General features: G+C 47.4%; 22 protein-coding genes and 4 pseudogenes. 10 read left to right on the top strand and 16 right to left on the bottom strand.

The window, feature by feature from the left end; translation table 11 throughout:
* Window positions 1–21: 21 nt before the first annotated feature.
* Genes CW267_RS12215 through CW267_RS12200 form a run of 4 tightly spaced genes read right to left on the bottom strand, consistent with a single transcriptional unit; the run spans window position 22 to window position 1,743 of the window.
* Window positions 22–429, bottom strand: a complete 408-nt coding sequence (locus tag CW267_RS12215) for a hypothetical protein (protein ID WP_032720853.1) — start codon at window positions 427–429, stop codon at window positions 22–24.
* A 9-nt stretch (window positions 430–438) separates the two neighbouring features.
* A complete protein-coding gene (locus CW267_RS12210) occupies window positions 439–903 on the bottom strand; it encodes a hypothetical protein (protein ID WP_032720854.1) in 465 nt (154 codons plus the stop codon).
* Between the two features lie 47 nt (window positions 904–950).
* Window positions 951–1,193: a hypothetical protein gene (locus tag CW267_RS12205; protein WP_100781570.1), complete on the bottom strand. Its 243-nt coding sequence runs from the start codon at window positions 1,191–1,193 to the stop codon at window positions 951–953.
* Entirely contained in the window at window positions 1,180–1,743 is a 564-nt protein-coding gene (locus tag CW267_RS12200) for a hypothetical protein (RefSeq protein WP_206053237.1), read from the bottom strand. Before CW267_RS12200 ends, CW267_RS12205 begins: the two co-directional genes overlap by 14 nt.
* Before the next feature lie 74 nt (window positions 1,744–1,817).
* Here CW267_RS12200 and CW267_RS12195 point away from each other — a divergent pair.
* From CW267_RS12195 to CW267_RS12180, 3 pseudogenes are all read left to right on the top strand, one after another.
* A pseudogene (locus tag CW267_RS12195) lies at window positions 1,818–2,503 on the top strand (IS3 family transposase); the annotation flags it as partial.
* 672 nt (window positions 2,504–3,175) lie between these two features.
* Window positions 3,176–4,683, top strand: a pseudogene (gene ltrA / locus CW267_RS12185) (group II intron reverse transcriptase/maturase).
* Between the two features lie 80 nt (window positions 4,684–4,763).
* Window positions 4,764–5,222 (top strand): annotated as a pseudogene (locus CW267_RS12180) (IS3 family transposase); the annotation flags it as partial.
* A gap of 137 nt (window positions 5,223–5,359) precedes the next feature.
* Here CW267_RS12180 and CW267_RS12175 read toward each other — a convergent pair.
* The 3 genes from CW267_RS12175 to CW267_RS31290 all read right to left on the bottom strand — a co-directional run bounded on the left by CW267_RS12175 (window position 5,360) and on the right by CW267_RS31290 (window position 7,121).
* Window positions 5,360–5,896 carry a plasmid transfer protein gene (locus CW267_RS12175; protein WP_100781569.1) on the bottom strand — a complete coding sequence of 179 codons (537 nt, stop codon included), beginning with the start codon at window positions 5,894–5,896 and terminating at the stop codon, window positions 5,360–5,362.
* 262 nt (window positions 5,897–6,158) lie between these two features.
* A complete protein-coding gene (locus CW267_RS31295; RefSeq protein ID WP_227521847.1) occupies window positions 6,159–6,596 on the bottom strand; it encodes a hypothetical protein in 438 nt (145 codons plus the stop codon).
* Between the two features lie 324 nt (window positions 6,597–6,920).
* Window positions 6,921–7,121 carry a hypothetical protein gene (locus CW267_RS31290; RefSeq protein ID WP_227521846.1) on the bottom strand — a complete coding sequence of 67 codons (201 nt, stop codon included), beginning with the start codon at window positions 7,119–7,121 and terminating at the stop codon, window positions 6,921–6,923.
* A gap of 323 nt (window positions 7,122–7,444) precedes the next feature.
* On the opposite strand from CW267_RS31290, the gene CW267_RS12165 reads away from it, so the two are divergent.
* Window positions 7,445–7,789, top strand: coding sequence for a hypothetical protein (locus tag CW267_RS12165; protein WP_012540121.1), 345 nt, complete (start codon window positions 7,445–7,447; stop codon window positions 7,787–7,789).
* 107 nt (window positions 7,790–7,896) lie between these two features.
* On the opposite strand, the gene CW267_RS12160 is transcribed toward CW267_RS12165, so the two are convergent.
* From CW267_RS12160 to CW267_RS12150, 3 genes are read right to left on the bottom strand one after another with little or no spacing between them, the layout of a single operon-like run.
* Window positions 7,897–8,532 (bottom strand): CPBP family intramembrane glutamic endopeptidase, encoded by a 636-nt coding sequence (locus CW267_RS12160; RefSeq protein WP_100781568.1) that lies wholly within the window; start codon window positions 8,530–8,532, stop codon window positions 7,897–7,899.
* Window positions 8,532–10,640 (bottom strand): peptidase domain-containing ABC transporter, encoded by a 2,109-nt coding sequence (locus tag CW267_RS12155; protein ID WP_100781567.1) that lies wholly within the window; start codon window positions 10,638–10,640, stop codon window positions 8,532–8,534. Before CW267_RS12155 ends, CW267_RS12160 begins: the two co-directional genes overlap by 1 nt.
* Window positions 10,630–11,907, bottom strand: a complete 1,278-nt coding sequence (locus tag CW267_RS12150) for an HlyD family secretion protein (protein WP_100781566.1) — start codon at window positions 11,905–11,907, stop codon at window positions 10,630–10,632. The genes CW267_RS12155 and CW267_RS12150 overlap by 11 nt, the downstream gene beginning before the upstream one ends.
* Before the next feature lie 658 nt (window positions 11,908–12,565).
* Between CW267_RS12150 and CW267_RS12145 the strand changes: the two genes are divergently transcribed.
* Window positions 12,566–13,444 (top strand): restriction endonuclease, encoded by an 879-nt coding sequence (locus CW267_RS12145; RefSeq protein ID WP_100781565.1) that lies wholly within the window; start codon window positions 12,566–12,568, stop codon window positions 13,442–13,444.
* Between the two features lie 40 nt (window positions 13,445–13,484).
* On the opposite strand, the gene CW267_RS12140 is transcribed toward CW267_RS12145, so the two are convergent.
* Together CW267_RS12140 and vapB are read right to left on the bottom strand one after the other, a co-directional pair.
* Entirely contained in the window at window positions 13,485–13,901 is a 417-nt protein-coding gene (locus CW267_RS12140; protein ID WP_100781564.1) for a type II toxin-antitoxin system VapC family toxin, read from the bottom strand.
* On the bottom strand, window positions 13,898–14,128 hold the full coding sequence (gene vapB / locus CW267_RS12135) for a type II toxin-antitoxin system VapB family antitoxin (RefSeq protein ID WP_001261276.1): 231 nt from the start codon (window positions 14,126–14,128) through the stop codon (window positions 13,898–13,900). The genes CW267_RS12140 and vapB overlap by 4 nt, the downstream gene beginning before the upstream one ends.
* 251 nt (window positions 14,129–14,379) lie before the next feature.
* Here vapB and CW267_RS12130 point away from each other — a divergent pair, with 251 nt between their 5' ends.
* The gene (locus CW267_RS12130) at window positions 14,380–15,018 is read left to right on the top strand and encodes a hypothetical protein (protein WP_100781563.1); all 639 of its coding nucleotides are present in this window, start codon (window positions 14,380–14,382) and stop codon (window positions 15,016–15,018) included.
* Window positions 15,019–15,053: 35 nt separating this feature from the next.
* Here the strand turns inward: CW267_RS12130 and CW267_RS12125 are convergent, their stop codons facing one another.
* Window positions 15,054–15,815, bottom strand: coding sequence for a glycoside hydrolase family protein (locus tag CW267_RS12125; RefSeq protein ID WP_100781562.1), 762 nt, complete (start codon window positions 15,813–15,815; stop codon window positions 15,054–15,056).
* A gap of 447 nt (window positions 15,816–16,262) precedes the next feature.
* Between CW267_RS12125 and CW267_RS12120 the strand changes: the two are divergent.
* Window positions 16,263–16,535 (top strand): annotated as a pseudogene (locus CW267_RS12120) (Tn3 family transposase); the annotation flags it as partial.
* Between the two features lie 275 nt (window positions 16,536–16,810).
* Here the strand turns inward: CW267_RS12120 and CW267_RS12115 are convergent.
* Genes CW267_RS12115 through CW267_RS12105 form a run of 3 tightly spaced genes read right to left on the bottom strand, consistent with a single transcriptional unit; the run spans window position 16,811 to window position 19,117 of the window.
* Entirely contained in the window at window positions 16,811–17,458 is a 648-nt protein-coding gene (locus tag CW267_RS12115) for an isochorismatase family cysteine hydrolase (protein ID WP_075912792.1), read from the bottom strand.
* A 3-nt stretch (window positions 17,459–17,461) separates the two neighbouring features.
* Window positions 17,462–18,253, bottom strand: coding sequence for an N-formylglutamate amidohydrolase (locus CW267_RS12110; protein WP_224232596.1), 792 nt, complete (start codon window positions 18,251–18,253; stop codon window positions 17,462–17,464).
* Between the two features lie 12 nt (window positions 18,254–18,265).
* Window positions 18,266–19,117 (bottom strand): MurR/RpiR family transcriptional regulator, encoded by an 852-nt coding sequence (locus CW267_RS12105; protein WP_040217077.1) that lies wholly within the window; start codon window positions 19,115–19,117, stop codon window positions 18,266–18,268.
* Window positions 19,118–19,289: 172 nt separating this feature from the next.
* Here CW267_RS12105 and CW267_RS12100 point away from each other — a divergent pair, with 172 nt between their 5' ends.
* Genes CW267_RS12100 through CW267_RS12090 form a run of 3 tightly spaced genes read left to right on the top strand, consistent with a single transcriptional unit; the run spans window position 19,290 to window position 23,514 of the window.
* Window positions 19,290–20,660, top strand: coding sequence for a glutamine synthetase family protein (locus CW267_RS12100; RefSeq protein WP_077273263.1), 1,371 nt, complete (start codon window positions 19,290–19,292; stop codon window positions 20,658–20,660).
* On the top strand, window positions 20,648–22,195 hold the full coding sequence (locus CW267_RS12095) for an APC family permease (protein ID WP_227521845.1): 1,548 nt from the start codon (window positions 20,648–20,650) through the stop codon (window positions 22,193–22,195). Before CW267_RS12100 ends, CW267_RS12095 begins: the two co-directional genes overlap by 13 nt.
* Entirely contained in the window at window positions 22,192–23,514 is a 1,323-nt protein-coding gene (locus CW267_RS12090) for an aspartate aminotransferase family protein (protein ID WP_100781560.1), read from the top strand. The genes CW267_RS12095 and CW267_RS12090 overlap by 4 nt, the downstream gene beginning before the upstream one ends.
* Window positions 23,515–23,543: the final 29 nt, after the last annotated feature.

Below are 23,543 nucleotides of genomic sequence, written 5' to 3'. Positions count from 1 at the left end.
CTGAACGTGCGACGGTAATCGTTAAACAAACTCTGGTAAAGACTTAAACGTCAGCCATACAGGCAGGCGTCGCCCATCCCTGCATACTCTGACAAGGCGATAACGTTGTTTCTCCATCGTGACCAGCCAGTACCCATCGGAGACAGGACGGTCGAGCGTGATCAGTTTCAACCCGTAAAAGCCCATCGAGGTGAATAAACGCCCTTCCTGCTCACGGAAAGAAACCGTAAAGGACGGGAACAAGAGCCAAAATACAGTGAAGAAGACATACCAGGTATACGGAACAGTCAGTTGTAGAATTTCATAGTTCCTTACGGTAGCAGTGATCAGGCCAATGCTTAATACCGCACCAATGCTGGCATATACTTTGAAAGCCGCGCTATCGGAGTTCTTCCAGGTAATACCACTAATACAATGCACTTTGCTCATCGCCTTGCCTCAATGTAGTTGTCTGCAGCCTTTCATCCGGGGAAGAATTTCTTTCTCCCACAGTGACCTTGAATTCCCATGTCCCCCCTGGAGTTGCATTGCACAAACCCTGTTAAACACGGATACTTCTTTCCTGATTGCCTGGGTTTGGCTGTCAGTGAGCTCAATGCATTCCGGAACCAGCTGCATAACGCCATTCATCATTTCTGCCTTTATGAGGGCTGGGCCGTCTTTTGTGTCGGCCTCACAGGATTCATTAACATTGAATCCGAATGAACAGAGAAGCTGGCCCTGAGCCTTAGGCCCCATCTGAACCCCCCGGCTATCGACGGTAAAGCGGACGATTGCGTAATCCCCTCCCTGATCGCTGGTTATGTTCCTTACCAGCATGCTGACTGGAGTCATTTGAAGCCAGCTGTAGATGCCCAAAACGATTTCTTCTTTTAAAATCATATTCAATTTACTGGTTCTCATTTTCTCATTTATGAATATGAAAACATAAAAAAATGCTCTGTAAAGCCCTAATCTGTAGAAAGCAGAGGTTTTGTGGTTTTTAACTTGTACTCAATAAAAATTCCGGCAGCATCTGCTGTTGTTATTTCAGACAATATGGCATCAATGATTTCTGGCTCCGCGATATTATTGGACCCCTGCTTACGAACCATCTCTTTAACGCACTCAAAACGTCGGGCTGTTGCAGGGTCGATGACAAATGTATTTAGATGCACATCATCACATGCGCCAGACGTCTCATTTAGTTTCATTTTCACTCTCCAGATCAGGAATGAAGTCAAAATTGTACGCAATTGCTTTTTCAGGTGAATCACCCGCGATAAATTTTAACCATGAGTAAGAGTCTTGCTGATTAAGAAAAATAACGAGATAACCTTCGTCAGCACTGTTTCGATTCTTAATGAATTCAATCTCAGTATCCATGCCAAAACCAAATGGACCATGTATCACGCGCGACTGTTCTGGAAGCATTGAGCTGAACATTGATACCACGACATCCCTCAACTCTAAATTTTGGTGAGCAATGAAAGCAACTCTTTTACCCTCCTTAACAGAAGCTACAATTCTTTTAACACTCGACTTGACGTTATAGCGATACACAATCAACCGGAGTCGTGTCATGCAGAGGAAAATAATACATACGCAGCTGACAAGAGCCCCATAAACTGAGCCTTCAATAAACCAGTTGAGAAATCCCAAAACAACCAGTCCCAAAAAAGTAACTATACTCAACAGGAAAATATAAAAATTAATTTTACGGTCTTTTGGATACCAGGTAGATGCAACGGCTATAATAGCCATTACGCCGACTAATGCTGGACTGACCCCGCCCCGGTAGACGATCCTGCCCTATAGTGTGAGCACAGGAGGAGCCTATGGGCACACCACGATTTACACCTGAATTTAAGGAAGAAGCCGTCCGTCAAATAACGGAATGCGGTTATTCCGTCGCCGAAGTATCTGACCGTCTGGGTGTTTCTGCACACAGCCTCTACAAGTGGCTACGGGCTATCAAACCTGATAACAGCGAGCAGTATGCCCGGGGTTTACTGGAAGCTAAAAGCGAGATCCTGAAACTCCGGGCGCAGCTAAAACGAACCGAAGAAGAATGGGATATCCTAAAAAAGGCCGCGCGGTACTTTACAAGGGAGCCCGACTGAAGTACCGCTTTATCAATGAGCACTGCACTGTATGTGGTGTCATGACGATGTATCGGGTACTGAATGTCGCCCGGGCAGGGTACTATGCGTGGCTGCATAACCCTGTCTCAGCGCTTGATAAAGATAATCAGCGCCTGCTGATGCTTATCCACGACTCATACTCTCTGAGCGGAGGCGTATACGGTTACCGGCGGGTTCATGGCGATCTGAACGAAATCGGGGAAACCTGCGGAAAAATCCGGGTGGGTCGGATCATGCAACTGAACCGGATTAAAGCCGTGCGCGGCTATATAGCGCCACGTCGTATCGCTGGCAGGCCTTCAGTCGTTGCTCCTAATCGCGTGCAGCGGCAGTTCACTGTTGTCCGGGCCAACCAGGTCTGGGTCAACGATATTACTTATAGTGTGCCCGGAGTTCAGGGCGAGCATGGACGCTCAAATGAACTACGAGTCTGCCTGGAATATTGAACCGGTAACTCATGACGAGAAGCCTAACAATCCCACTGGGTGTGACGGTGGAGAACCTGAGCGGCAGTGACCTGCGGCATGCCTGCAGGGTGATGTAACCCGCTGACAACGGGGATTGAGGCGAGATCACTATGCCGAGATGATCCTCAAGGTTGAGTACTGAAAGGCTGAAGAACATGAACCCGTTAATCCGCCTCTGTGGGTTGAAAATGTCACCACGACCTACGTGATCTTACAGGTCGTGCAGAAGGAACCGGCAGTGATATGTAAGCACTGCCGGTCGAAGGTGTTTCGACAGGTATGCGAAACACCGGGACAGCAGCGTCTGGCACACTCGCGTTGCTGACTTCTGCCAACTTGCGGCAAGCAAGGATAAAGAGTGCGACGGGCAGCCTCCTCAGTATGTCTGAGTCCAGGCAGGTAAACCGGGGAAGGTCAGCGACGGATGTTAAGGGGGCATGGCCCCAATGACGCGCTGGCTGGCGGAGCTTCCGTAGTAGTCCGCGATGGGGAAAGCCCATTACATGGCGAAGGGAAGCAGTTTACATGTGTTTGCGACGTTAATTAACTGACCTAACGGGGTGAAGACCTTTGATAATCAGCGAAATGCAACGCAAGCTTGCCACATGGACAGCAGCCGATCCGTCCCGACGGATTGAACGACTGCTCCGTCTGATAACACAACCTGAATGGCTGGCGGAAGCTGCACGGATCACGCTCTCATCAAAAGGGGCTCATACCCCCGGCGTTGATGGTGTGAACAAAACAAAGCTGGAGGCCAGACTGGTTGTTGAGCTGCAAATCCTCAGGGATGAACTTCTCTCAGGTCACTACCAGCCCCTGCCTGCCCGACGGGTGTACATCCCTAAAAGCAACGGCAAACTGCGACCACTGGGTATCCCCGCGTTGCGGGATCGTATTGTTCAGCGGGCAAGCTGATGGCGATGGAGCCGATATGGGAGAGTGATTTTCATACGCTCTCGTATGGCTTCCGGCCTGAACGCAGTGTCCACCACGCGATCCGCACGGTGAAATTACAGCTCACCGACTGTGGGGAAACCCGGGGACGCTGGGTGATTGAAGGTGACCTGTCCAGCTACTTTGACACTGTACACCATCGACTGCTGATGAAAGCCGTACGCCGCAGGATCAGTGATGCACGCTTCATGACTCTGCTGTGGAAAACCATCAAGGCAGGACATATTGATGTTGGTCTCTTTCGGGCTGCCAGTGAAGGTGTGCCGCAGGGCGGCGTAATATCGCCGTTATTGTCGAATATCATGCTCAATGAGTTCGATCAGTACCTGCATAAACGCTACCTGAGCGGGAAAGCCAGAAAGGATCGCTGGTACTGGAATAGCAGTATCCAGCGGGGCCGGAGTACTGCGGTCAGAGAAAACTGGCAATGGAAACCTGCCGTTGCTTACTGTCGCTATGCCGATGACTTCGTACTTATCGTCAAGGGCACCAAAGCACAGGCGGAGGCCATCAGGGAAGAATGCCGGGGTGTGCTCGAAGACAGCTTGAAACTCAGGCTGAACATGGACAAGAGCAGGATCACCCATGTAAACGACGGTTTTATCTTTCTGGGTCACAGGATCATCCGCAAACGCAGTCGTTACGGTGATATGCGGGTGGTGTCGACGATCCCGAAGGAGAAAGCCAGAAACTTCGCCGCATCGCTGACGGCAGCGTTATCGGGCAATTACAGTGAAAGCAAAGTCGATATGGTTGAGACCCTCAACCGGAAACTGAAGGGCTGGGCCATGTTCTATCAGTTCGTTGATTTTAAGGCCAGTGTGTTCAGTTATATTGATCGTGTCGTGTTCTGGAAGCTGGCGCACTGGCTGGCCCGTAAATACCGTACCGGTATCGCATCCCTGATGAGGTGGTGGTGTAAATCACCGAAACCGGGTCAGAGCAAAACGTGGGTTTTATTTGGTAAAACCAATCACGGTAAGCTCAGCGGTGAAGTGCTGTACCGGTTGGTGGGGCAAGGCAAGAAGCTGTTTCGCTGGCGACTGCCCGAAGGTAACCATTACCTGAGGACGGAAACCAGAAACACGTATACATCGCGCTACACTAAAGTGGCAATGGCGTTCGCCAGCGTTTAAATGGAGAGCCGGATGCGCTGAAAGGTGCACGTCCGGTTCGGAGAGGAGAGGCAGGGAAATAGTCCGACTACGCCCTGCCTCTTACTCTACTCCGCACCTGGCAGGGCTGGCTGTATCTGGCGGTGGTTATCGATCTCTTTGCCCGTAATGTGGTCGGCTGGTCGATGAAACCCACTCTCTCGCGCGAACTGGCGCTCGACGCGCTGATGATGGCGGTCTGGCGCCGAAAACCGGACGGCGAGGTCATCGTACATAGCGATCAAGGTAGTCAGTACGGCAGTGACGACTGGCAGCGCTTCTGCCGGGCCAATAACCTGGCACCGAGCATGAGCCGGCGTGGCAACTGCCAGGATAATGCGGTGGCCGAATCGTTCTTCAGTTCACTGAAAAAAGAACGCATCAGGAAGAGAATATACAAAACCCGGGATCTGGCCCGGGCGGATATCTTCGATTACATTGAAGTGTTGTACAACCGAGCCCGGCGCCACAGTCACCTCGGCGGCGTCAGTCCGGAGGCCTTCGGACAGTCCTCGTCGTGAGGACAGAATTTGTCTACAGGCATGGGGTCAGTCCATAGTTACATCTAATGTATCCTATGAACCGAGCGTATTTTCCCCATTAAGGGAAGTATCTTTTTTTGAAATTCCCGTAAAACGGGAATGATAAGATAGAAAAGTTACTTTTGTAGTTGAGCATTTGCATTAAGACGCATGCACGTTAGAACCGCGTCAGATGGAACCCCTGGATTTCGGGCCAGTATGACGGACAAGAGGAAAAGACCTAAGCGAAGGCAAGCGGCAGGATCAATACTAATTTTATGTATAAAATTAATGTCTCTCTCGTCTTTGTTGATAGCTACAACTCCCCCCTCCATCATTGCTGTGGATTTACCATCAAAAGTAACTTTTACGTTTTTGTAGACTTGCTTATTATGGTGCTTTGTTTTTTTATCTTTCAGAACAGCCTCATGAGTAAGGCGAAGAAACGCCATACACAAGGTGATCACTTCATCATCATTCAGCTTTGTTGAAAAGGCCTTTTGACCAGTCCAGTCAAAACTTCCCGGCTTCGATACTAAAGGCCCCGCAAGGATAAGATTCACACTGCCATTTGTCTCAGAAAAATTGAGCTCAAGTGCTGTCTTACCGGAATTAAATACCTTTTCATTTCGGTAAGGTTGATGCTGTGGTACATCGTTATTTATATTTTCCACCAAATATGTCCTTCACCTTCGTTGATTAAATTCTTCACCAGACCAATGTAGGTATACCCTCCAGGTTGCTTCATCGCAAAAATATAAGCACTAGTCTCCAGCATTAGATAGTCTCCCGAGGGAGCACCAGGAGGAACCTCTGTAGAGCTAAGGCTTTTAGTGTGCTCCTTTTTAACTTGATCTCCTCCCTGAAAACGGGATCGGGAGACGTTCAGCCTTCACGGTTTTGTGAAAAAACCCCTTCCACAAGGGAGGGGACAGGTCAGAGGGTCCGGATAAAATCGGGTCCAATAATGGCAATGATCCGGGTACGGCTGGTCAGACGGATGATTTTTTGCTGGCCGAGTCCCCGCAATAGTTTTCTGATCTCTTTACTGCGCCGCACGTTCAGATCGTGCATCAGGTGTGCCCGTCCGGTGAAACTCAGCAAACCGTCGTGCGTGGCCAGAACCTCGAAACGCAGATGATGCCCTTCTGCCAGAAACGCAGCATGCCTTGCAGGACTGAGCCAGCTGAGAGCTTCCAGCATATCTTTCCATGCCCGACGCAACAGCTGCAGGGATGCCTGAAGACCGAATACCGGGCGGTTGTAATCCGGCGCACCGGTAACCGGATCTTCCTCCTGGAATTTCCTGACTGCTTCATGGTGCACCAGGCGATTACGCAAATCACGGATACGGGTAAATTTCTTTTCCAGCACGTGACGGGGGGGCCGGCCGGGGCTCCTGGGAACACTGACGGGAGCAGCTGGGGCCACAGGAGCGAGCTGTTCCGCGGTTCGTCGTAGTTTTTCGTCAGAAAATTGGTCCAGAAACCAAAGTCCAGCCCGGAGATCACCCGCTCTGCCGTCGGCGCCTTGCCCGCAGCACGGATACGTTTTGACACCTTACGGATACAGTCTTCCTCCCAGGCTGTCCGGTCATAAACCGGTTTCCCGTGATGCATGAGCTTCTGGCCACGGGCATCGGTTTTGTAGCGCTTGTTCTGGCGTATCCAGGTCTTGTCACCGATATAGCGGGGTAAATCAAAGATCCAGTTGGTATCGGTTCGCCAGTGTCCGGCAGCGCCGGGCAGCCGGGCAGCCGGGCAGCCGGGCATGGCGAATACTGTAATCGATGGCGTTACACAGCGTCACCTCAAGGCAGTGCATCAGCGGCTGCATGGCGGCGGAAACGGCTTTGTTCCAGTTATACCCGCCCAGTTCTTCACCAAGTTTCAGCTTCAACTAGGGTTCTACGCGGGTGCTATACAGGAGTTTTTCGAGCCCTGGTCCATGTCACTTCCCTGTGAACCGGACCGACTCTGTCTGCGGTTTCAGATGCCTGTCGCTGCTCGGTTTCACATGCGGGATTGATCCTTAACATTGCTTACCGGAGTAACTAACTGATTTTCGGATAATATATCCATTCACAGAAAGATTATTATTACCTGCCATACAGGATTAATCTTCCCTCCCCCTGAATATTAACAGGTTTAAAATACTTGACGTTTTTTTACAAAAGATCTATACCAAAATGAGAATGTCCACACACTGTAAAAGGAGTTTTTATGAAAACTTTATCGTTTGATGAAATGAAGAGGGTTTCAGGCGCTGGTCACTTCGGTGATGTGCGGGATGCCAATATGGGAAAAAGTAATAAAAATACCGGAAGTAGTAACAAAGGTAACACCGGTTATTACAATAATCTGGGGCAAGATGTTACAAACTGCAATAATGGTATTATTGGCGGCATGATTGCCGGTGCTCCTGGCGGTGTTTTGGGTCTGGGGGCGGGCCTGGTTGGTGGGGCGCTTGCAGGAGGCTGTTTTTCTCACGGGAATGGAAATGGAGGTGGTAGCGGTAAATCCTCCGGAAGTAATTGTGGTTCAGGAGTGGGCGGTACCTGTAAATAATCGTAGCTGAAATAAAAGGCACAGGGTGGTAAGTATAGATCTCTGTGCCAGTTATAATTTTTCCGGTCGCTGTTATAACGATGGAAAACTATAGCACCCCTGAATGGTCATTGAAATCGCAAGAATAAAACAAAGCCATTCATTAATGAGTGGAGTATAAAAGGAAGTAATATTCCGTAACTCAGCACTCTCGCATATGTCAGGATCACCGAGATAAAAAACAGGATAAACAAGCTTAATATATCATAATACCAGTGAAGGGATAAAAATATCAGTGAGGTTAAAACTACGGAAGTCATTGTGCTACACATCAATGTATTTTTAAAAAATCCATAAACAACACCTCTGAATATTATTTCCTCATACAGAGGTGCTAATATTATTACAGCAATGATATTTATAACTAGAATGACATTGATATCCAAGGGAGGGGACTGTACATATGACGACTGATAACGAAACATCATAAATTGAACTGATAAAATCAAAGACATAAACACAATAAATAAATCAATACGCCGTTCACCAAGACCGTAACCCTTTGTGTGTTTATAAAATTGAAAATAAACTGGGGTGATTGTAATCAATATCGCTGAAGACATTAAGGGGATAACCATATCAATACCAACAATACCTGTGTTAATCAGGTATGTCTGAAATATCCACGGATAAGCAAAGGCAATAAAAATAAATCCTAAACACACAAACAGTTCTTTATATTTTAAGTTGAAAAGTCGTGGCATTATAAATTCTCCTGTAAAGCGATGATGCGATCAGCTGAGTTAATAGTGGATTTTCTGTGCGCGATCACAATGCGTGTGATATTCAGCGATTTTATCGCATCGTTGATGTATTGTTCATTTGTATGATCCAGAGAACTGGTTGCTTCATCCATGAAGAGAATGGAGGGTTTTTTATAAATTGCCCTTGCGATAAAAATACGCTGTTTTTGTCCGCCTGATAAACCTTCACCCAGCTCTCCGATTAATGTATCATAACCCATCGGCATTCTTTCTATATCATCGTGTATCTGTGCAAATCTGGCACACTCAATCAGCCAGTTATCATCAATTTGAGTAGAAAAGGAACAGATATTATCCCTTAATGTCCCGGAGAAAAGCCTGTCATCCTGTAAAACGCAGGCGATTAATTTTTGATAGTTGTTAATACCCAATTCTTTTATGTCAATACCATCTACAAGTATATTCCCTTCACTTGTCGGGAATAATCCGCACAGTACCTTCAATAGCGTCGTTTTCCCTGTCCCGGAAGCACCTGTAATTGCTACATGCTCACCAGGTTGTATCTCTATATTTAGATGTCTTAGAGTATATGATGCATAACTATCATATTTATAACTGATATTCTTTGCCGACAGTGAGACAGGGCACATGTCATTTTTTACCGGAATATCATCTTTAAATGGGGTAACTTCAGTAAGTGCTATATCCGAAACCCTTTCGTTATGAAGGCTCATGATCTGAAGTCTGAGTAAAAAATCTATAAATGATGCAATTCGATCAGAAAACTGACCTCGATAGGAACTAAAAGCAACAAACATGCCAATTGTCATATTTCCCGATATCACTAAACTGGCTCCAAGCCAGAGGATGAGTATCTGCTCCATCGTCGCAATCAGTGTATTAATACCTCCAAAGAACAGGTTTAATCTGGATACTTTTATTCCGGTATTAATCGAGTCAACTTCAAGATTAAACCAGTTCTCCTCTCTCCGTTTATTCAGCCCCTGTACCTTTACAGTGGCAATACCATAAAGTGTCTCCATAAAGAAGGAATTAGCTCTTGCATCCTTTATTAAGGATTCTTCAGATAACTGACGATATCTGTTGTAGGTTAGTACCCGGATAAATACATATAGACAGGTAAAAAGGATAACAAACCAGGTAAGCCACCCGCCATAGAGTACCAACATAATCAATAATCCGATGATCATAATGGAGTCAATTATTGCACCGACAATACTGGTTGTAAACGTCTCCTGAAGGGTGTTCAGGGAACCAAATCGGCTCTGTATATCACCAAATTTTCGGCGTTCAAAATACTCTAGAGGCAATTTTAGTAAATGCTGCAGTAATCCCTTTTGCCATTGGGCATTAATAAATGATGACATAATCAGTACTGTCCATGAGCGAATAAGACCAGTAATGGTTCTGAGTGCCACAAAGAAAACAAGGCCGAAACAAATTAATGTTAATAGACCGGAGTCATTTGCCGGTATGGCATGATCCATGACCAGTTGGGTTGCAACAGGCATCACTAAGTTTATACTTTCAATAATGATAGACAGAAAAAATATTTTCGTCAGTGCACTGTATAAACCATGGGTATTTTCAAGCATGGCTCTAAGGCTGATTTTATTTTTTACGTTTTCTTTTAAAAAACTGTTGTCAGGCCATATTTCCAGAATAATACCTGTGAATTTTTTTGAGAGTTCACTCTTAGCAACCTTCACAATCCCGACTGATGGATCATGAACTGTGAATTTTCCATTCTTAATTTTTGTTAATACAACAAAATGATTAAAATCCCAGTGTAATATGCAAGGAAGCTTCACTGAATGTAACTCATCCAGCTCTACGGACACAGCTCTCGTAGACATATGCATCTTAACAGCGATATCATTTAAGCTTGCTAAATCAGTTCCTCTGCTCGAAAGATTGAATTTTTGTCTTAGCGTAAAGATATCAATATTCTTACCATAATAACCACATATCATTGCCAGGCATGCCAATCCACATTCCGAAGACTCTGTTTGGTGGATCATAGGAAAACGTGATTTCAAACCTAAATCAAGTTTGTTTTTTAATACACTGATAACTTCACTTTTCATGAATATTACCCTGAGCACTTTTTACCACATCATAGAGTGGTGATATCATCCATTGGTATATCTTTCGATTTTCTAGGAATAGTGTTATTTCTGCTCTCATCCCATTCTCCAGATGTATTTCTTCCTTGTTATAAAATATCCTATCATTTTCAGGTGTGACCATGACTCGGTAATAAGCATGGCCAGAGAATAACTTTATATTATCTAATAAGTGATAGCTTAACATTTCTTGTTGCGAAGAAGGAGACTTAGATATTGACTGAATGATGCCATTAAATTGTCCAAACTTTTCATATGCAAAAGCGTCATAGCGGATTCTGACGTGGTCACCTTTTTTTATATACGGAATGGCCATGTCAGGTATCCATAAAATTAAGTATAGTTTTCTATCTTCCTCCGGTATTATCTGGGACAGAGTATCACCTGCATTAACAATCTGACCCTGAGATACATTCAATGTATCGATTATGCCATCTGATGGTGATCTTATTATAATGCTACTATTTAGTCCTGATTTTATTAACTCTTTTTTAAGTTCATTGCGCTGTAATTTCATCTGATATATTCTGCTGTCATATTCTGAAGTCTGTATCTGAACTTCTCTCTCAAGATTTTTTATTTGCAATGCATTTTGTATATTTTGGTTTTTAATGGACAAGACTGAATTTTCTTGCTGATAGTAGAGCGACATTTGGTTTGTTAGCTGATCGTTGTTGATTAATCCATTTTTCCGGTACTGTTCATAATTTCTCATGTTGTTTTCCATTTTTTGTAATCCCTGCTCTGCAGTTCGTTCAATCGAAGACGAGATATCGTATGCTTCCTTATATTTATTTCTCTGATCTTTAATTGACTGCATTGTTTCGTCTCTCCCCTTTTCCAGGTTTCGGATGATCTCATCAATTCCATGTAACTGAGAAGTTATTTCGTTAAATTCGTTATCACTGACAACGCCGGATCGGGTTGTTTTACTTGTATCCAGCTCGTAAAGACGGTCCCATTTTCTAATTTTCTGCCCTTCCTTTACATATGATCTGACTACATATCCTTGTTGACTGGTTGATATTAAAATTGGACGGGGCCAGGTGGTGACTTCCGCGTACACATTAATACGCCTGGTATAACTGCCAGAAATGATGAAAACGATAAAAAAAGTTATAAAGACGAAGCAGCTTAAAACGATACACCATAAGGGGATTCCTGGCAGCAATATTGCTTTTGCTTTCCATACAGAATTACGGTGTTGTAACGCTTCCTGCCTGAACATTCCTTACTATCCTCCGGAGTTCCATTACTGGTGATGAACATTTATAATTGTTGATATATACTATAATAAATCATCGGAGATGACGTATGAAAAAAAATCAAGAAACCGCAATTCATGAAGCAGATGCCAGAGAGAAACAAGCTTTCCGATATCATCGCTGGATATTAAAGGGAGTATGGTGTTTTGCCGTTCTGTTTTTTATCTGGTTACTATTTCAGTCCCATCGCTAACGAACTGAGGTACTCTTTCTGCTCTGATGATCTCTGATAGATCAGACGGTGACCAACCTGTTATGATGTAACAGGAAGTGTTTCGCGGGACCAGCCATCCCGCATGAAATATTCTGAGAATAACTCATGCGTCATTTTTATGTGGGAAGTATACCGTCATTGAGCTATTTCAGCGCTTCGCTGGTTTTTTTGCCAGCGCTTGACTGTTTCTATTTCAGCAATAATATACTGACAACATTACGCAAAGTGCATTAATGCATAAAATGCAAATATATTTAGTATTTATCTCTAATTACGCATTAAACTTCTCCCGGGCTCGTTACATCCTGAAACCCCAAAAATCGGAACCACCCAAATTGATGCATGGCATTGACTCAGTACCTCCTGAATTGGCATCTCGTTATACTTTGTAGAAACTGGAGGCTGGCGTGAAACTGAAAATACAGGACCTGAGACTGTTTAATCTCGTCTTTGAAAGTGAGCCGGGCTGGATACTCGATTTCTCCAACCGTACGCTGTCGGCTTTTTTTGATGAAGAGCTGAACATTGATATTGATGATGAACGTTATAAGGAAGAAGGAACCTCAAAAGCTAAACGGGTAAGATGTTTACTGAAACAGGTGGATCGTGAGACAGCCCTGCGGGTTCTTGATGCTCTGTGGCGGTATAAAATGGAGACCATGCCTGAGCAGGCCGAACAAAGCGGCAATGACTGGCTTGCACTGATTTCACGGCTGAAAAATACGTGCGCTGATACAGCCAAAGGCGACAGGCCTGTACAGGTATGGCACGGTGTTGACTGGCCTTCACTGATGGCCGAGATGAACGAGATGAAATCCCTGCCGCCACATCCGCGGGGTTTCCGTTTTGAAGCATGGCTTGCAGAACTTTTCAGTATCTTTAAGCTTTCCCCCCGCTCGTCATTCCGTAACACGGGCGAGCAGATTGACGGCAGCTTCCGGCTGAATGATGACTTTTACCTGTTGGAAGCTAAGTGGCATCAGAACAGAACGCCAGCGGCAGATTTGCACGTATTCGAAGGAAAACTCAGCACCAAGGCAAAGTGGGCCCGGGGCGTGTTCATCAGCTGGATGGGGTTTACTGATGAAGGTCTGACGGCCTTCGGGAAAGGAAAACGGGTGATCTGTGTCAGTGGTTATGATCTCTACCATTCACTCAGTCATGGTATCGCTCTGCCCGACCTTCTGGACGCAAAACTCCGACACGCAGCGGAAACAGGGGAGCCTTATGCCCAGTTCGACAGGCTTTACACTCTTAAGGGCATAATAAGCGGCACGCCGAAATAACCTGCAGGGTAATTCAAGAAATTACCCTGCAGAGAGCTGCTTACTTCACCCAGTCTTCCAGCACCAGACCCGGCACCCGCTCAAACTCTCTCATATTGTTCGTCACCAAGACGGCGCCGGCCGCGATGGCGTGGCCGGCAATGGCCGTGTCGTTCGGGCCGATCGGCGTCCCGGCGAGGCGCAGCGCCACCCGAATGTCCGTCGCGGCGTCCACCGCGGCCCGGTCCCAGGGGAGGATGGCATCGAGGCGCGCGCAGAACGCGTCGACCAGCTGAATATGGCGCGGCGAGGCCTTCGGGCCGGTGGCGCCGAAGCGCATCTCGGCATACGTCACGGCCGAGACCACGATGCGATCACCGCGCAGCACCGCCTGCTCCAGGCGCTTCAGCACCGCTGCCGGCTGCTCGCGCATGATGAACGAGCAGATGTTAGTGTCGAGCATCCAGGTTTTCTTCATGGCTCAAAGCGTCCTTCATCGCTGACCACATCCTCACGCTCCGCCATAAAGTCCGGATCGGCCCTGTCCAGCTGCGCGAACGAGCCCCAGGTCGGCCGGACGGGACGCAGAATGATGCTGTCCCCTTCCCGGACGATCTCCAGCTCGCTGACGCCGTCAAAATCCAGGTCCCGGGGCAGACGGATGGCGCGGTTATTGCCGTTTTTAAATATCGAAACTGTGCGCATGGATGTTCCTCCGGTTTGATCTGCATGATGTGTGATTACATATGTCTAGTATATGCCTGCATAAACTGATTGTATAGGTGTTGCATATGCAGATGCCAGACATGTATATATGCTAAACATATCCTTTCTTCTCTCATTTACACCGGAGATCCTAAAAGGCACTGTCGGGAAACGGAATTAATCTCTCACCGGACACTTGCTTTCGTTTCATCCAGGGGTCAGGATACTTCGAGGCTTATGGAGGCTGTTTTATGAAACGTTTTCTGTGTATGGCTGCAACGTTACTTGTCAGTACAACGGTATTTGCTGCGGGTGAGCTTGAAATTAATGATTCTCCGCTGACATTGGTTTTGAATGACCATAATCAGGCACGGGTGTCTTCCTGTAATAATTTTATTTCTCTGCGCAAAGCGGGTGAAACCGTGAAAGATTTACCCGGTCTTTCAGATCCTGATTACCGCATTGCTGAAGATGCTTTATTTTCATGCTGGCTGAAAGCCTATACGGTTGAGCACAACATGATCCAGTTTAATGAAACAAAACCAACGCTGAGTGAACTGCTGAAGCATTTTCCTGCCAGTTCGGCCTATACCGTAAGCCATGAGGAACATGAAGACATAGAGCAGCACTATGCGGGTAAAACGATTACCGAATATACCCCGGACCTGAAGGCCAGTGGCGACAGAATGGAATCCTCTGCCAGCTCAACCGGTTATGTTCTGGATGATTACTATTCTTTCACTGATAAAGAAGGGGAGCATCTCTACATTGTTGCTCTGACCGGTTACTCCGTTGGTGGCACGGCCAGTAACAAAGTATATTATCGCATTGATAATATGAACAATCGTGTCTGGAAGATAACCCGACTTGATGAAAACAGCCCGTTATGATGATGAAGGTGCTCAGTGAGCGCCTTTTGTGTTAACTATTTCTTTTTGCCTGCCTGCTGTAATTGTGCTTTGGTATCGTTATTACGCTTGTCTCCGATACCCGTCCGGTGAGACTCATCCGCCGCAGCGTTCCAGTCACCGCGATTAATGGCCGAGTTAAAATTAGGGAAGCCGCTTTTCAGTTTATTGATACCAAGATTAAAACCCATATCAACCAGCGCGGTTTTTCCTTCATTCGGAAAATTATCATAACCGGAGTAAAGACCCTTCAAACCTTTCTCCGTGGTTTGAACGTCTTTTATACACTGCCCGATAACCGCATCATTTGAGAGATGCAGGCTTCCCGGTACAGCTTTTGAGTCCTTTTTAAAGGCATTAAATGCCGAGGTGATATCTGCCTTAGAAACGGCTTCTTCATGCTCCATATCGTCACCATGACCATGAGTGACTTTTGTCCGGGTAAATGGTAATCCCGCCGCCATCTCTGCTGTAGAAAGCATATGGCCGATACCTACAGTAATATTACCTGCAGTATCTTTATACATGCTGTTTTTAAAGCCTTCATGCTCCTTCAGATTATTAACGCACATCGTCATATATGTACCGTTATAATCTTTCGTTGAGGCAATATTGATTGTGGCTTTGTCCGTAATCCCTTCATGCCGGTTGCCACCATTTCCGCCCGAGCCTCCTCCATAGCTGGAAGACCCCGTATTGCCGTCATAACTGTGAATCGGGCCGTACGGTGTATCATGATCATGCCACCCTGGCCCCTGATTTGAATCTTCGATACCCATATAAATTCCTCTTTGACGTTAATAACATAAAATATAAAAACTGTATTTATATACAGTATATATAGCTCACGCCTCAGAATGTTCACGTGTCAACAGCATGGTTTTAGATTTTTAACCGTATGCAGAGCAGTCAGTGGAGACGTACTCCTTCATATCCGCTGCTGGTATGTTTTTGTGGCGTGGCATCCGCTGTGTAAGAAGACTGGGCAGTGTCCATCAGCAAAGCACGCAATCCCGCGAAGAGAATGATGCCTCAGTGATGTGCTTCACTTCATCGCCGATACGTACCGTGTTAAAGTCTCTTCCCGTCATGATATGGACTGAACCCATGCCTGTAGACAAATTCAGCCCTCACGACGAGGCCTGTTCGAAGGGCTCCGGAGTGACGCCGCTGAGGTGACTGTGGCGCCAGGCCCGCTTTTTATATTCAGTCTTGCCGCCGTCTTCCGCTATCGTGAAGGGCTGGAAGATCAACTGGGTGCAATGGGCCTGGTCACTAACGCAGTGGTACTGTGGAACACGCTTTATATGCAAGAAGCACTGAGCTGGATGCGCAGTAATGGAGAAGAAACCGGGGTTGAAGATATCGCCCGGTTATCCCCACTGATGCACGGGCATATCAATATGCTGGGGCATTATACGTTCACGCTTCCGGAGGAGATTGTAAAAGGAGAACTGAGAGTATTAAATTTTAACATAAATAGCGAATTATCTTCTTAACGTACGTTTTCGTTCCATTGGGCCTCAATCCCCTTATAATAGTCAAATACGCTACTGCATCCCAGACAAGCAAAATTATAATTGTCTTAATACCAATGTTATATTGGATTCTCAGGATGAATTACGATTATTCATTTTTATTAAATCTTGGTTGAGCTCATTTTAACTATTCTCTCTGGCGCGGAACCGTTCAGCTGTCTTTTACAAAAAATAACGGTAAACACGGCTCCGGCCAAAGAAATTTTCACAGTACCGGATAATCGTGAGGCTGCCGCTTATCCAGCGGAGAGTTCATTGAGAAACTCCTGAGTAGTGATTTGCCTGCAATAACCTTTTATAGCGTTGAGAGAGTTTTGATGGCGTTCAGCCGACAGTGTCGCGCAAGCATCAGTCACTAAGGTTACCAGGTATCCCAGATCACAGGCGTCACGTACTGCGCTTTCAATACACTGGTCGGTAAGAAAACCCGCAACCACAAGATAACGGGTACCAAGGTTACGTAGTACATAATCAATGTTGGTCGAGATAAATACGCTGGAAGAGGTTTTTGACAGAACAATTTCATCATCTGCAGGAGCAATAGCTTCCAGAACCTGCGCGTCCCAGGAATCACGCGGCACGTTAAAGCCGGTAATTTTGTAGTCCAGGCTGCGGTCACGGCCATCTTTGGTCAGACTTTCTATAACGGTATACATCACTTCAACCTGACCTGCACGACATGCAGTCTGGATTTTTTGCATATTAGAAATTGTTTCGCGTTCAATTATATCAAAGAAGTAGCCGAACCTCTCACTCAGTTCGGTTGTCGACATCCCAACATATTCCCCACCATCACGGCGAGCATTGTAATTTTGTACATCAATAAATAACAGCGTTGCAGCTTGCTTCTCAATTGGGATCTCACGGCTGGACGGTTTAAACATTCGTTATGCCTCTTTTTTATATTGTTGACTGGTGAGAATGTTCCAGCTATCTGCGAATATTTGAGCCAGATCTTCTGCCCAGGTCCGTTGACCTTCTGATTCTGTAATCAAATCCTGACGAATTTCTATTTCAACATAGGGGAGTTCATTTTTATTGGCGTGCTGAGGAACAGCATAGTCAGTCACATCTGAAACGGAGTAAGGCAGATTATCTCCAACACACCATCGCCGGGTTTGTTTTAATTGCTCCAGCACCGTAAGAGCATATTCAGCCTGATGCTGGTACAGAACACCGATCTCCCATGGCCGCGATTCACCATGATATACCGGTGTAAAGCTGTGCATCGCGAGGATACAGGTCGGAATACCGTGTTTCTTCCTTTCAGTTAGTATCGCGCGTATAGCATCATGATAAGGTGTGAAAATTTCGTCACGCCTCTGGTCACGCTCCTGCTGGGTCAGGCCGATATTACCCGGAATGGAAGTGGCTTCAGACACCTCCGGGATGGAGCTGGGGATACCTGGTTGCCGGTTACAGTCGATCACAAGTCGGGAATATATCTGATGCACCAGTGGAGCGTTCAGTAAACGGCTAAGATGTCGGGAAACGGCCAGTACGCCCAAATCCCAGCCGATATGTCGATCTATTTCATGCTGCGGTAAACCTAAATCGCCAAGCTGGCGGGGGATACGTTTTCCACCATGGTCACAAAGGATCAAAAAAGGAGAAATGCCCGATTGGTTTTCCATCATTACCGGAGCAGGTTCATCTGAAAAAAGAAGAGGGGAGCTCACGTCTCGATTACCTCATTTGGATTTTGCATTTAAAGATAGGGGGCCAAGAGCTTCCCACTGCTGCAGGCGCTGTACGGTTTTATCACCCTGGCTTTCCATAATGCTGGCGATAATGGCATCAATAAGGACAATACCGGCGGCGTACCCATCAAAAAGCCATGGTGTTTCGACATGGATGGCCAGAACGACTTTAGCGAGAGAAGCTATGGGGGAAAGTTGGGTATCCGTCACGGCTATGAGTGTGGCACCGCGTGCCACAATCTCCTGTGCCAGCTGATACATATCCTGCTGGTAACGACGAAAATCGAACAACACGAATACGTCATTTTTATTAACGTCTATGATCTGCTGAATACGATCGTGATGGTTTTCGGCGAGTACTTCCACACCGCGTCTCACCTGTTGCAGGTTGCGGCCAAAATACATTGCCAGAGACTGGCTGATACGACCGCCACCGAGGATAATATGATGTTCTTTAGCACCGATGAGACGGGTGGCTTCAGCTATCTCATATTCCGCTATGTCACGTAAGGAACACTGTATCGCCAGCGTCGAGGATGTTATGGCGGCTTCTATCAACGACGATGCGCTTTCTGTCGTTACCCAGTTATCCAGGCGCTGTAAAGGGCCTTTAGCCTGTTCCGATATTTCATCCCTCAGCGCCTGCTGAAAATCAACGAAACCACCATATCCCATTCGACGGGCAAAACGCACCACGGAAGGCAGACTGACGCCAGCCCGATCGGCCAGCATTTGCACTGAACCTAAACCAGCACCGGGATAGTCAGCCAGCATGGCCCTGGCAATTTTACGCTCTGCAGGACTTAGCTCCGCCATGTTGTCTTTTATCTGTTGTGCCAGCACCTGGCTCTCCTTCATTCCACTTCAGGCAAATAACATTACCACAAGCGTTACGTCTGAATCATACGAATTTAATATATATTACACATATTGATTTTTTTCCATATATGTAACATACATAAAAAATAATCAAGCGGTGTTTTTTATTCCAACTATAACGGGAGTTTTCGATTTAATGGGCAAGCAATCTATACGTGTCGATGATGAATTCATTGATTTACAAGACATAAGTGAGAACCTCAGAGCTCTGGGGGTCACGACCCTTTTTACCTCGCTGGTCGATTCTGCGGGCGTAATCCGAGGCAAATCTGTCCCGGTAAATCGGCTCAAAACCCTTTGTCAGTCAGGGGTGGGAGCATCACCTTCCTGGGCTCTGTTCTGCGCCGATAACGCGATTGCCTGGATCCCGGCATTCACGGCTGTTGGCGATCATCGCCTTCGTGCCGATATCAGCTCACTGGTGACATTTCAGGATGGTTTTTGCTGGGCTCCGGTGGATGTTTTTGAACAGGAAGGGCAGCACGCCGCCTGGTGCAGCCGTCATTTTCTACGCCAGCAGGTCACAGCACTGCAAAAACAGGGCATCGAAACTCTGGCAGCCGGTGAGCTTGAATTCTATTTGTTACCAGAACAGGACGTACCGGGTCATAGCGGATGGCACGCTTACGGTATAGGGGGGCTACTGGCACATGAGTCGATGATCAATGATCTCGTCAGAACGCTTGAGGAAGCGAGTGTCGGCTTGGAACAATTTCATGCTGAATATGGCTCCTGCCAGTTTGAGCTTTCACTGGCACCGGCCGATCCCGTGACAATGGTGGATCGCCTGGTGCTGACACGTATTTTACTGGGCCGTATTGCGCGCAAACACCATTTACGTGTCAGTTTCTCCCCAAGGCCATTTGCGAATGAGGCAGGTAACGGTGCTCATCTGCATTACTCCTTTACACGTGAGGGGCAACCTCTGCTGGCCGGCGGTACCGGTATCTACGGTATTACCGCTGAGGGTGGGAGCCTGATAGCGGGGATCGTACGATATCTGCCGGAAATGGTGGCATTACTTGCCCCGTCAGTATTGTCTGCCGAACGCCTGCAACCCGGCCACTGGTCAGGCGCGTATGCCTGCTGGGGACTGGAAAACAGGGAAGCCGCAGTACGTTACTGTGCGGCAAATCGGGGCAACCCTTATGGCGCACATCTTGAAGTTAAGTGTATAGATCCTGCTGCCAACCCCTACATTGCCTGTGGCGCAGTGCTTGGGATGGCGCTGGCTGGTCTGAAAGACGAACTTCCCCTACCGCAGCCTACACAATCTGCTCCAGCCGATCTCTCAGAAGCTGAACGCAATGAGCAGAATATCCAGCGACTTATCACAAACCACAGCGAGGCCTTAACCCGTCTCGCGCAAAGCTCACTGGCGCAGTCAATGTTACCTCCGGAGCTACTGGGCGCGCTGATCGCCGTACGTCAGCATGAACAGGATACCTGGGGACATCTACCGTTAGAAACCATCACGGAGATATTCCGCTTCGCATGGTCGGTTTAAGTCTGAACAACATCGGGGCAACCCATAACACATCTCGCAAATTAATTGCGCTTATGAGGGTGATGAAGATGAGTCATGCATCAAATAAAAAGCGAAGTTTAAAACTCTGGGAGGCTCTGGCGCTCTCTTTGGGAATGGTTGGGCCAACACTGGCTATGTCAGGTAATGCGCAGGGGTTAATCGACTCAGTTGGCAAAGCATTGCCGATTGTGTTTGTGTTAGGTCTGATCGGGGTAGCATTAATTGCCTATGGTTTTATCCGTTTGACCCGATTTTATAATCACGCTGGTAGTGCCTACGGTTTGGTCGGAAAAACTGTCGGTCCTCGCGCCGGGTTCTTTTCCGGTTTTGCCATTATGGGGACGTATCTTTTCTTTTCGATTGGCACACTTGCGGCACTCGGTGCATTTACCAATGCTTTTCTGGCCGCATTATTCCCCTCCTCCGGTTTTCAGATCCCATGGATTATCACTGCGACAGTTGGGGTGATATTTAGCTGGATCCTGAATTCTCGTGATGGAAAGACGGTCGCTCGCGTACTGATGGTGATTGAGGGGCTCGGCATTGTATTGATGCTGGTACTGGCTGCAGTGATTGTCGTAAATCAACCGGCGACAGGGGCTGAACATGCTTCATTGTTCAGTTTGAATGGCGTCAGTTTTCAGGCGGTAATGGCTGGCGTCGTCGCCGCTTTCCTCTCCTGGGCTGGCTTTGAGGCCTGTGCCACCCTCGGGGAAGAGACAGAAAACCCCAAGCGCAATATTCCGCTGGCACTGCTGGGTTCCATTCTGCTGACCGGTGTGCTGTTTGTGGGGATGATGTATGTACAAACCCTTGGTTTTGGCCTTAGTGAATCGGGCCTGAATGCCTTCAAAAATTCAGCGAACTCCCTGGGTACATTATCACAAACATACGTTGGCACTGCATTTACCTTAGCGATGTTGTTTACCGCCATGATGTCTGCCTTCGCGGCAAATTTATCTGCCGCCGCCACCTCCAGCCGTCTGTTATTTGCGCTCGCTCGCGATGGGTTTGGTCCAGCGTGTTTTGCGAAAATGTCAGATAAAAATCATCAACCTCGTAACGCCTTAACCCTGATACTTATTCTCAGTCTGCTGGTTGATGTTGTGGCCTGGCTGAGTGGTAAACCGGCAATGGGAACGGGTAATAGCGCGATAGATGCATACTTTTATTTTGCGATCATCGGCTCCGTTTGCCTTATGGTTGCCTATCTGATGATTGAGATTGGTGTGATTAATTTTATCGCCCGTATGGGTCAGAACATCCGTAAATGGGAGCTGATCATGCCAGCACTGGGCATCGTCATTATGGTGATGTCGTTGTATTTCAATGTGGCAGGCCAGGAAGAGCTCTTTAGTCCGGCACTGGTGGCGTTTTACTGGTGCATCGCCGGGCTGATCACCATCATTTCGGCACCCAAACTGGTACGAAATATCGGATTGTCCCTGGCGTCAGAGTTTGCAACCCCAGGTGATAAAGTGGCAACCAGGACAGTACAAAAGGAATGGATATGAGCAAGCAGATCTTTCCTGACGAAGCAGCCAGTTTGTATCAGCGAGACATCAGGTCCGTAGCTGGAATTGAGAAGTTACGCTTCTTCCCGTTAGCCGTTACCGCTGGCAAGGGATGCTGGTTAACTGAAGCAGGTGGCCGGGAATTGCTCGACCTGTCAGCCACCTGGACCGCGGCAGGACTGGGTCATGGTCACCCGGAAATCACCGCGGCTATCACCAGGGCTGCACAGAATCCATCCGGGGCCGGTGGCCTTTCAGCGGTACACCCGGATTCGGTCGGACTTGCAGAGGAGCTGTTGGCAATTACCCCGGGCAACGGGGATCGCTGCGTCTATCTCGGACATGCTGGTAGCGATGCCAACGATGTGGCGCTTCGCGCCTGCCGGCTCGCCAGCGGAAAACGTAAGGTCGTGGCTTTTGCGCATGGGTATCACGGAGGTATCGGGCTGGCGATGAAAGTATCTGGGGTGCATATATCGGCAGGTAACGCAGCTGATCCAGACCTCTACCTGGCCACTTATCCAAATCCATTCAGAACCAATGATGAAGGCTCCGCGGCAGTCAGCGCAAGCCTGCACGAAGTTAAAGAACAACTCGATCAAGGTGATGTGGCTTGTGTGATTGTTGAACCCATCCTGTCGGATGGAGGGATGGTCGTACCACCAAAAGATTTTTTAGGTGGGTTACATCGATTATGCGTAAAGGCGGGTGTGCCGCTGATATGCGATGAAGTCAAAATGGGTCTGGGGCGCCCCGGGCTGATGCACGCCTTCCAGCATGAGAACATCGTTCCGGAAATCGTCACTTTTGGCAAAGTGTTAGGTGGAGGTTTGCCGCTTTCTGCAACTGTGGGACCCAAAGAGATCCTTGGTGGTCCCGCAGCGCATGCATTGCTTACCACCGCAGGAAATCCTATATGTACAGCCGTAGGCCGTTCTGTGTTGCGTGTGCTGCAGCACGAAGAACTGCCTGAACGTGCAGCTCAGGCTGGGCTTTACTTCATTCAACTTCTGCGTGAGCTGGCGAAGGACTTACCCGAGATCGGCGATGTTCGTGGGCATGGTCTGGCTATTGGCATCGAGTTAGTCGTTCCTGACGGCAGCAAAAATCCGGATCGGGCGCTCGCGCAAAAAGTCGTATATCAGGCATGGAAAGAGGGCATGGTGGTGTACTATGTCGGGGGGAATGTGCTGGAAATAACGCCACCGTTAATTATTACCCGGGATGAGATAACCTGCGCGGTAGAAAAACTATCGCTCGCAATACGGAATGCCCCGAAGGTCACACGTGAAGAAATACAGCCTTATGCAGGCTGGTGAGTCTTCCTCATTATAAATCACCTCGCCAG

It is taken from the genome of Klebsiella sp. X1-16S-Nf21 (assembly GCF_002837615.1).
GTDB lineage: Bacteria > Pseudomonadota > Gammaproteobacteria > Enterobacterales > Enterobacteriaceae > Klebsiella > Klebsiella variicola.
The sequence above is the reverse complement of the archived record's forward strand: the minus strand, read 5'-3'. Positions and strand labels throughout refer to the sequence as shown.